This is a genomic window from Turicibacter sp. GALT-G1 (assembly GCF_025594995.1).
Lineage (GTDB): Bacteria > Bacillota_I > Bacilli_A > MOL361 > Turicibacteraceae > Turicibacter > Turicibacter bilis.
This window is the reverse complement of sequence record NZ_JAMQUS010000068.1, coordinates 1-10251: the sequence shown is the minus strand read 5'-3', so window position 1 is coordinate 10251 and position 10251 is coordinate 1. Positions and strand designations below refer to the sequence as shown.

8 protein-coding genes are annotated in these 10251 nt (G+C 37.1%); 2 read left to right on the top strand and 6 right to left on the bottom strand.

What is annotated here, in order from left to right; genetic code table 11:
* Positions 1–89: 89 nt before the first annotated feature.
* From rpmG to NEH74_RS11605, 3 genes are all read right to left on the bottom strand, one after another.
* Positions 90–239: a 50S ribosomal protein L33 gene (gene rpmG / locus NEH74_RS11615; RefSeq protein ID WP_055242559.1), complete on the bottom strand. Its 150-nt coding sequence runs from the start codon at positions 237–239 to the stop codon at positions 90–92.
* 273 nt (positions 240–512) lie between these two features.
* Positions 513–2657, bottom strand: coding sequence for a peptidoglycan D,D-transpeptidase FtsI family protein (locus NEH74_RS11610; RefSeq protein ID WP_070099769.1), 2145 nt, complete (start codon positions 2655–2657; stop codon positions 513–515).
* A 224-nt stretch (positions 2658–2881) separates the two neighbouring features.
* Complete coding sequence (locus tag NEH74_RS11605; RefSeq protein ID WP_055242555.1) at positions 2882–3505, bottom strand: superoxide dismutase; 624 nt, start codon at positions 3503–3505, stop codon at positions 2882–2884.
* Between the two features lie 130 nt (positions 3506–3635).
* Here NEH74_RS11605 and ispG point away from each other — a divergent pair, with 130 nt between their 5' ends.
* Positions 3636–4724: a flavodoxin-dependent (E)-4-hydroxy-3-methylbut-2-enyl-diphosphate synthase gene (ispG, locus tag NEH74_RS11600; protein ID WP_055242553.1), complete on the top strand. Its 1089-nt coding sequence runs from the start codon at positions 3636–3638 to the stop codon at positions 4722–4724.
* A gap of 285 nt (positions 4725–5009) precedes the next feature.
* A complete protein-coding gene (locus NEH74_RS11595; RefSeq protein WP_055242551.1) occupies positions 5010–5276 on the top strand; it encodes a hypothetical protein in 267 nt (88 codons plus the stop codon).
* Positions 5277–5647: 371 nt separating this feature from the next.
* Here the strand turns inward: NEH74_RS11595 and gltA are convergent, their stop codons facing one another.
* The 3 genes from gltA to NEH74_RS11580 all read right to left on the bottom strand — a co-directional run bounded on the left by gltA (position 5648) and on the right by NEH74_RS11580 (position 9213).
* Positions 5648–7057 carry an NADPH-dependent glutamate synthase gene (gene gltA, locus NEH74_RS11590; protein WP_055304667.1) on the bottom strand — a complete coding sequence of 470 codons (1410 nt, stop codon included), beginning with the start codon at positions 7055–7057 and terminating at the stop codon, positions 5648–5650.
* Between the two features lie 14 nt (positions 7058–7071).
* Complete coding sequence (locus tag NEH74_RS11585; protein WP_055242545.1) at positions 7072–7920, bottom strand: sulfide/dihydroorotate dehydrogenase-like FAD/NAD-binding protein; 849 nt, start codon at positions 7918–7920, stop codon at positions 7072–7074.
* Positions 7921–7995: 75 nt separating this feature from the next.
* Positions 7996–9213 carry an iron-containing alcohol dehydrogenase gene (locus tag NEH74_RS11580; RefSeq protein WP_055242542.1) on the bottom strand — a complete coding sequence of 406 codons (1218 nt, stop codon included), beginning with the start codon at positions 9211–9213 and terminating at the stop codon, positions 7996–7998.
* Between the last annotated feature and the right edge of the window lie 1038 nt (positions 9214–10251).

Genomic DNA, 10251 nt, shown 5'->3' with positions numbered 1-10251 from the left:
ACACCAGTTGACAAAGAACCGATTTCAATTACTTCTATACATAAAAAAAATCCTGTTGAATAACAGGATTTATAAAAAGGAAGTATTCCTTATTTTTTCTCGCGATGAGCAGTTGATTTACGGCAACGTGGGCAGTATTTATTCATCTCAAGACGTTCTGGGTTATTACGTTTATTTTTCTTAGAAATGTAGTTTTCTTCACCGCAAACTGTACATTTTAATGTAAGATTTACTCGCACTAAAATCCCTCCAATCTAATAACAACTTCTACATTATAGCATGAGAGACTACAAAAAACAAAGTTTTTTTTATCATTTTTGTACTATAAAGTGATTCTTTGTTGTTTAATATTGTGTGTAAAAATTATAACAAATGCTTGAACATGGCTCAAGTCCTATTTTTAACTAATTTATACCTAATTTAAAAATAGTTGTCATATTAGTATAACTCTTCTATATAATAGGATATTTTTCCCTATCTCATACATACTGAGTGAATATTTTTATTGAATGTTAGTTCGAATCATCAGCAGAAACTTGTTCGTCTGCCGGAACTGTTAACTCGTCCGTTTCTACAGCATTGTTTTGAACATTCGCTCGTTCCTTTTTCAAATCAAAATACGCTTGCATCGCTCGCTCCCCAATTTGTAACGAGATAGGATGTGATTGACTCGCTAATTCACCTTGTGGGACAACAACTGAAATTGCAACCTCTGGATTATCCGCGGGAGCATAAGCGATTAACGTACGGTTATGCACATCAATCAATTCTCCATTTGCATCTTTGATATACTTTCCTTCCTCATCACGTGCGTACTCCTGGGCTGTCCCTGTTTTTCCTGCCGGATTATATGTTGCTTTTGCAAATACTGAATATCCTGTCCCACCTGATTGTTGCAACGCTGCAACAAAACCTTGATGAACACGATTGAAGTATGTTTGATCTAACTCAACGACATTTAATAAGTTAGGCGTAAATCCTTTAACCAGTTGTTTACCACTCACATCATCATTTGAGGGTAAATAGACTTCTTTAACAAGTGTTGGTGCAAATCGTTTCCCACTTGTCGCAATTGTTGACACATACTGCACTAACTGCATTGGCGTATAAAGGTCAGCCTGTCCAATCGCAAAGTCAAGTAACTTCCCTGGTGTACGTTGAGACTCTATCAGGCCAGTTGATTCATTCGGTAAATCAATGCCAGTGCTCACACCTAAACCAAACTCATTAAACGTTGAACGATATTTCTCAAAAGCGTCTAAATCAAGGTTAAGGGTCATATATGGAGAATAAGAAGATCCCCCCATTGAAATTGTTTGCTGGAAGAAATAAACGTTACTTGAAAACTTTAAGGCAGCTACATCATCAACCCCTCCAAGATTTTTCCATGATCCTTTAATTAGACCACCTTTGAAATACATCTTAGTATCAGTGATTGTTTTTCCTGGCCATGAATCGCCATACTTAAATCCTGTTAATAAACTGGCACCTTTAACAACTGACCCCACCGTAAATGAGTTTTGGAAAGTTCCAAGAGAATTGTCGATAATTTTATAATCTTTAGCTTCTTCGTCCCACTCAATAATATTTCCCGTCATAGCTAAAATTTCACCCGTATTTGGATTGGTCATGACAATATAAGCTTCACGTAAATATTGCGTCGTTGACGAATTTTTTTTCGCATTTATTAACTCTTCTTTGACGATTTGATTTACAGCTGCCTGTAACTCGGCATCAATGGTTAATACTAATTCATAGCCACGTTGACCTTCATAAATCGCATCATAGTTTGACGTCTCATTTTCATTCGTTAAGACATACTGTGATTTATAGCCTCGAAGAAGGGGCTCATAATAAAGTTCTAATTGTGATAATCCCACACGATCATTTGACTGATAATCATGGGCCTTGTAATAACTAGATAAAGTCGCTGGTAATCCTTGTTCATAGGTTGAAACACGTCCATAAATAGGATGCCACTCTGCTACGCTTGGATAAGTACGATCCCAATCCACCTCTGTATTAACGCCTGGCATTTCTTCTAAGTGCTCACTCACAATCGCAACTTCATCTTCTGTCGCCCCTTTTTTAATAATATTCGACGTTAAATTCGTTCCTTTTTTCATGTTAATATAAATCGCATGCGTCTCTTTATCATGATCGGTTAACTGTTCTAACATCTCATCCGTGATACGACTCAACTGCAATTGATAAAGCTCTTTATCCTCTAAAGTCTTTGCTTCTTCTTTGGTATATAACTCTTTCGCTTCATCCTCAAACTTTTCAAGATATAAGTCTTTCAAATCACGTGATGTTAACTTGGTGAAGTCAACATCAATTAAATCTGCTAATTGACTTGCAATTTCTTTCATTTCACTCTCACTAACGTCTGAATATCGTTGATACGTAATCGTACTCACCGCTTCATTATCAACGAGTACATCCATATTGCGATCATAAATGACCCCACGAGGTACATTTTTTTGTAATTCAATAGTGGATGTTCGATCAATATAGGCTTGATAATCAGCCGAATACGTCACCTGAATGGCATATAAACGAAAAACAACAACTAAAAATAAAATAAGGCAAACACCCTTTAGAACATGTATCCTAAAAACTAATGACTTAATTAGTTTTAAAAACTTATCTATCATGATCCTACACCTTTCCACTCTAACTTCTCACTTATTATATCATAATTGAAAAGAGGCCAATTGAATTTTTTGTGTAAAAACTATTCTTAGTATGATGAATTTTCAATTGATTGTTTCAATGAAAATCACTTTCTTTCTTTACTTTAACTCTCATGATTATCTAATAACTTTTTTAGGATTAAACATCAAAAAAACTGGTCATTTTTCATACCAGTCTTTAGCCATTATTTATTCATTGCCTCTTCGTAACGTCGCTCTACTTCATCCCAATTAATAATCTCAAAAATAGCATCCACATAATCAGCACGACGATTTTGATATTTTAAATAGTAGGCATGTTCCCATACATCTATATTCAATAAAGGAGTATAGCCCGCACTTAATGGTGAATTTTGATTTAATGTTTTAGCAACTTGTAATTTCTTTTGATTATTTAAAACAAGCCACCCATATCCTGAACCAAATTGACTGATTGATGCTTGACTTAGCAGCTGCTTTAATTGATTGAAGCTACCAAAGGTTAGATTAATCTCTTTAGCTAACTTTCCATAAGGTTTTCCTCCCCCATTCGGAGATAAACTATAAAAGTATAAGTTATGGTTAGCATAACCCCCTCCTTGATTAATCACATCTTGTCGAATATCAGCTGGGATTTCTTCTGGTTGACTTAACACCTCTTCAATGCTTTTCCCTTCAAAAAATGAAGGGTAACGTTTAACTAACTCATTTAACTTATCTAAATAGGCTTTATGATGCTTCGTATAATGAATCTCTACTGTTTTTGCATCAATAATGGGTTCTAGTGCATTATAAGCATAGGGTAATGGTGGTAAAGTATAACCGGCCATCCTAATCCCCCTCCTTTAATTTTAAGTATAATAGTTGAAACACTTTAGAATTATTATATAATTAATACAGATAAAATATGCCAATCTGGCACTTTATCTTAAAAGAAGCTAAATTGTGGGGTGAAATTCGATGTCAATAATCACACATCGTAACAATACAAAACGTGTTAAAGTTGGAGAATTATACATTGGTGGTGCTAATGAAGTTATTATTCAAAGTATGACAACGACAAAAACACACGATATTGAAGCAACGGTTGAGCAAATTAACCGCTTAGCTAAAGCTGGGTGTCAACTTGTTCGAGTGGCATGTTTAGATGAAACAGATGCCAAAGCTTTAAAAGAAATTAAAGAACGTATTACCATTCCATTAGTAGTAGATATTCATTTTGATTATCGTTTAGCGTTAATAGCCATTGAAGCAGGCGTTGATAAAATTCGCATTAATCCAGGTAATATTGGAAATGAGGAAAAAGTGCGCCAAGTCGTTGAAGCAGCTAAGGCTAAACAAGTTGCTATTCGAATTGGTGTTAACGCAGGTTCACTAGAGAAAAATATTTTACAAAAGTATGGGAAAGCGACACCTGAAGGAATGGTGGAAAGTGCTAAATTCCATGTTCAAATTTTAGAAGAACTTGGATTTGAAGATATTATTATCTCATTAAAAGCCTCAGATACTGACTTAGCGATTAAAGCTTATGAATTAGCAGCTCAAACCTTCTCTTATCCACTACACTTAGGAATTACAGAAGCGGGAACAGTTTTCTCTGGGACGATTAAAAGTTCAATCGGTCTTGGTATCTTATTAAATCAAGGAATTGGAAATACGATGCGTGTCTCATTAAGTGCTGACCCAGTCGAAGAAATTAAAGTCGCACGTGAAATTTTAAAGAATTTCGGATTAATCAAAAATGCACCAACCCTCATTTCATGCCCAACATGCGGACGTATCCAATATAACTTAATTCCACTTGCACAACGTGTAGAAGACTATCTAACAACGATTCCTCATGATATTCATGTGGCCGTTATGGGATGTGCGGTCAATGGTCCAGGTGAAGCTAAAAATGCTGATATCGGGATTGCTGGTGGACGTGGTGAAGGATTACTTATTAAAAATGGAGAAATCATTCGTAAAGTACCTGAAGATCAAATGTTTGACACATTAGTTGAAGAAATTCAATTACTTGTTAAAGAACGTGAACAACAAAATAACTAACAAAAACGAGGAGATGAACTCCTCGTTTTTATAATTTAAAATAAGTCACAATTGTTGTACTTTGGTTTGTTTTTGTTTTAATGACTCTTGATTCTTCTCTTACATTTTCATGAATGGATTTAAAACTTGATAATTTTATATTTATTATATTATTTTTTAAAAATAACTTTATATAGAGAGAAGTAACCGTTGTCTTTAAAAAACGACTCATTTTTTAGAACGTTTTGTCATAGGATACATAGTATAAATGAGTATGGCTCATTTATTGCAAAAGGGGGAATCGCTATGTATGAGTTATTAAAAGCTACCTTAATGCAACTTACGATTGAAGATTTAATCTTATTAAATTCTAAAAATGACCTGCGAATCGATGCTAGTGATTTGGAATGTTTTCATTACGTATTAACCAATTACTGGAACGAAGTCATCGATGAAAGTTCTTTATCCTTAAACCACGATCAATTACGTACTCATCTAAATACGTCTAATATATCAAAATATCACGAACTTATTACAAACATTAAACGCAATGTCATTTTCAACAAAAAATAACCATCCATTTGGATGGTTATTTTTATTATTATAGACGTCCTAAGTTATAGGATAAAAATTACCCGATAATATCCACCGTTGTATTTTTATTTTTGAAAGATCAAGTCAGTTCAAATTACTTTGCGGATTATGTGGGTTTTCCTATGCGTGAAAGCATGCTTGAACACTACAATTTAGTACAGAGGAAATGTATAAGCAATACCAAAGTTTATAAAGATGTTCTGATTTACAGAAAAGATTATACGCTCTCGAAACTCGAAAAGCACTTTCTTAACTTCTTATGCAATCAAAAAGAAACTATGTATGATGCAAATCGAAAAAGAAGGTTCAACTATTGAATTGAACCTTCTTTTTCGATTTGTATATAAGCATTATTTAGACGATAAATATTCATCTATGGCTATGGCCGCCATTTTACCTGCTCCCATTGCTGAAATTACTGTTGCAGCGCCGGTAACGGCATCACCACCTGCATAGACAGCTTCACGTGAAGTAAGACCGTCTTCATTTACAATGATACCGCCTCTTGAGTTGACTTCAAGACCTTCGGTGGTGTTTTTAATAAGCGGATTCGGTGAAGTTCCGATCGAAATAATCACGGTGTCGACAGACAACACAAATTCTGATCCTTCTACTGGAATCGGACGCCGGCGGCCTTTTTCATCAGGCTCACCGAGTTCCATCTTAATACATTTCATACCTGTAACAAATCCATTTTTCGGATCAAACTTATCGTCGGGATTGTCATAACCCAAAATCTCAATAGGATTGTTAAGCAATCTGAACTCAATTCCCTCTTCTATCGCATGCTCAACCTCTTCCTTACGTGCAGGAAGCTCCTCCATAGAACGACGGTAAACAATATACACCTTTTCGGCACCCAAACGAAGGGCTGTTCTTGCGGCATCCATAGCAACATTCCCCCCCCCCACAACAGCCACCTTACCGCCTTTCATAATAGGTGTTTCGGGATTTTTAAGGTAGGATTTCATAAGGTTGCTACGGGTTAAAAATTCATTAGCAGAATAAACCCCTTTAAGACTTTCACCGGGGATTCCCATAAAGTTAGGTAGGCCTGCTCCCGAACCGACAAACACGGCCTCATATCCCATATCAAAAAGTTCGTCAACGGTGAGTGTTTTACCAATAACAACATTAGGCTCAATATCAACACCGAGTGCTTTAAGTGTGTCGACCTCTTTAGCAACAATAGATTTGGGCAGACGGAATTCTGGAATACCGTAAACAAGCACACCACCAGCGGTATGTAGAGCTTCAAAAACCGTAACCTTATAGCCTTTTTTAGCAAGGTCACCCGCACAGGTAAGCCCAGAAGGACCTGAACCTACAACCGCAATCTTGTGTCCATTTGATTGTGGCTTACCAGGCGCCTCGGCTGCATTTTCGTTGTGCCAATCAGCAACAAAGCGTTCAAGTCTACCTATACCCACAGGTTCAAACTTTATACCTAAAGTGCACTTACTTTCACACTGTGTTTCTTGCGGACAAACTCTACCACAAACAGCAGACAATGAAGATGATTTTGAAATCACTCCATAAGCGCCTTCAAAGTCGCCGTCTTTGATTTTTGCAATAAAATCGGGAATATTGATATTTACAGGACATCCCTTAACGCAGGGCTGATTTTTACAGTTTAAACAGCGCTGTGCTTCGGCGATTGCAATTTCCTCTGTGTACCCAAGTGCAACCTCGTCAAAGTTATGAGAACGAACCTGCGGCTCTTGCGTAGGCATTTCATGCTTTTTAGGATTTATAGCCATTTTGTATTTCCTCCTTATGCCTGTTTAAACAGGTTGCAGGTTTCTTCGTATGCATGACGCTCAAAGTCCCAATACATTTTGCCCCTCGATATTGCTTCATCGAAATCTATTTCATAGCCGTTGAACTCAGGTCCATCAACACAAGCAAACTTGGTAACCTTTTTGCCGTCTTGATTTAAAGTCAATCTGCAACCACCGCACATACCTGTACCGTCAATCATAATCGGGTTCATTGACACAGTAACAGGTGTTCCGTAAGGTCTTGCAGCCTCGACTACAAATTTCATCATAACAAGGGGACCTATTGTGATAATCATATCAAATTTTTCACCTGCTTCGAGCATTTCGGTAAGAGGTACGCAAACATTACCTTTTCTACCGTAAGAACCGTCATCGGTCATAAGGTGCAACTTTTCAGAGCAAGCCTTAAACTCATCTTCAAGAATAACAAGATCACGCTTTCTAAAACCGATAATGCTTGTAACCTCCCCACCCATTTCGTGAACAGCCTGGGCAATAGGCATGGCAATAGCACACCCAACACCTCCGCCTACAATGCAAACCTTTTTAAGACCTTTAATATGGGTAGCAACACCAAGCGGGCCTACAAAGTCCTGAATGGAGTCCCCCTCGTTTTTATGATTAAGCTTTTCAGTAGTAGCACCCACTATTTGAAAAATAATTTTAACTGTGCCATTTTGCTTATTTGTTCCTGCAACAGTAAGCGGAATACGCTCGCCGTCTTCATCAACGCGCAAAATGATAAACTGACCGGGGAGTGCCTTATTTGCTATAAGCGGAGCTTCGATTTCCATTTGCGTTACGGTAGGATTCAAAATTCTCTTCTTTATAATTTTATACATAATATTCCCCTTTCTTCTGCAAAAAAGCGACCGCTGATACAACGATTGCTTTTTGTGTAAATTTTAGTTTACTGTTTAGAAGTCAACCTCAGTGTCATAATAGCAGCATTTAAGCAGCTTTTCCATCTCTTCAACAGAAGGCTGACGGGGATTTGAACCGGTACAAGCATCAGCAAGGGCATTCTTGGCAATCTCGGGAAGTCTCTCAAGGAATACTTCTTCAGGAACAAAACCGTTCTCGCAAGGATAACTGTCAGCGCCGTAGTTCTTGATACACTGCGGAATATTCAAGGCATCGTTCATTCCACGCAGATATTTAATAAGGTTCACAATCTTTTCATCATCGTTCGCACCCTCAAGACCCATATAATCAGCGATAACACCGTAACGCTTCTTAGCAGTCTCATCCTTAGCGTTGAAAGCGATAACTTTTGGTAAGTACATTGCGTTAGCAGCACCATGAATAATGTGTGCACCAAAGTCCTCAAAAGCAGCACCAGTCTTGTGAGCCATAGAGTGAACAATTCCGAGCAAAGCATTTGAAAATGCCATACCTGCAAGGCATTGAGCATTATGCATAGATGCACGCTTGGACATATCGCCGTTATAAGAATCAATAAGATCACTCTGAATCATTTTAATAGCAAATATAGCGAGCGGATCGGTAAAGTCACAGTTAGCGGTGGAAACATAAGCTTCAATAGCGTGAGTCATAGCGTCCATTCCGGTATGAGCTGTAAGTTTCTGGGGCATAGTCTCTGCAAGCTCAGGGTCAATAATTGCAATATCAGGAGTAATCTCGAAGTCAGCAAGAGGATACTTGATGCCTTTTTCATAGTCAGTAATAATAGAGAAAGCAGTAACCTCGGTAGCGGTACCGGATGTGGAAGGAATAGCACAGAAGCGTGCCTTCTTACGAAGCTCGGGAATCCCGAATACTACACACATCTGTTCAAAGGTAATTTCAGGATACTCATACTTGATCCACATAGCTTTTGCAGCATCAATAGGAGAACCACCGCCGATAGCTACGATCCAGTCGGGTTGAAATTTAGTCATAGCCTCTGCACCACGCATAACGGTATCAACTGATGGATCGGGTTCGATACCTTCAAAAAGTTCAACTTCCATGCCGGCTTCTTTTAAGTAGGATACTACTTTATCAAGAAAACCAAAACGTTTCATTGAACCGCCCCCAACGCAAACCATTGCGCGGGTTCCTTTAAGAGTCTTGAGTACCTCAAGCGTACCTTTTCCATGGTAAAGATCACGGGGTAAAGTAAAACGTGCCATAAAATGACCTCCAAACTTTATTATTTTTTAATTACCTATTTGTATTATATTATTAAACATAAGTGGATATAACTACCAATTAGAGAAGCTTGTCTTACATAAATTGATAACATATCTATTCAAAAACTCGGTTATCAACTTATGTAACTTCGAATTACTTATTTGGTAGTTCCCCAATAGAAAAAAAGATAATATTATGCTGTCATGAACCATACAACTTTCTTGGTCCATAACGATAAGATCACTGGAGCACATCATGACACCATTATCAAAAGGATAAAGACATCCGGAAGAGAGACCATTTTAGGAAGAGATGCTCTCTCTTTTTTGTAGCAAAGTATACAGTTATTGATTACCAATATGACGCTTCGTAACAGAAAAGTATCTTTTATATGGCTCTTGTTTTTAAACGGAAGAACTATGATACAGCGGCAATCACTCTTGTCGAGAGGCAATAGCAGATTGCCAAGGATATAGGTACAAGTAAACACACCATAAAGCGATATATCCATTTTACTAACCTTATCCGTATCGAAGAAACCCGTTTAGAAAATACCTATATGCTTTACGAACTTAATGATATATGAAAGAAACTATGATCCTTTGCAGAATACGCAAAGAAAGCACTGCCTTCGGAGCATGTAAATCTTATCTCAACGTTTGTTGAACGAATTTATATTAATACAGGGAATGACAAAAGATTTTGCCATATCTTTGTGAAAGATTGTACTGAATAGGACTATACAAACCTCTTTGACTCAGCCGGTTACATATCCCATTCTGCTAATCGCATAAATTTAACATAAAGTAATTCAAAAGAACATAGCAAACACAATATGATATTTACCATTGCAAGTTGTATGTACTAAACTGTTTTTATTCTTTATGGATAAACCTCCCAATACTTTGACAAATTGGTAAAAAAATCTTTTTTGTCTTTAACATTAGGAGTTTTTTTATTTGAATCCCACCCTAACAGCTTTTAGAACCACCTGCATAGCAGATGATTTTCATTTAGACAATCGAGTAGGAGATAAT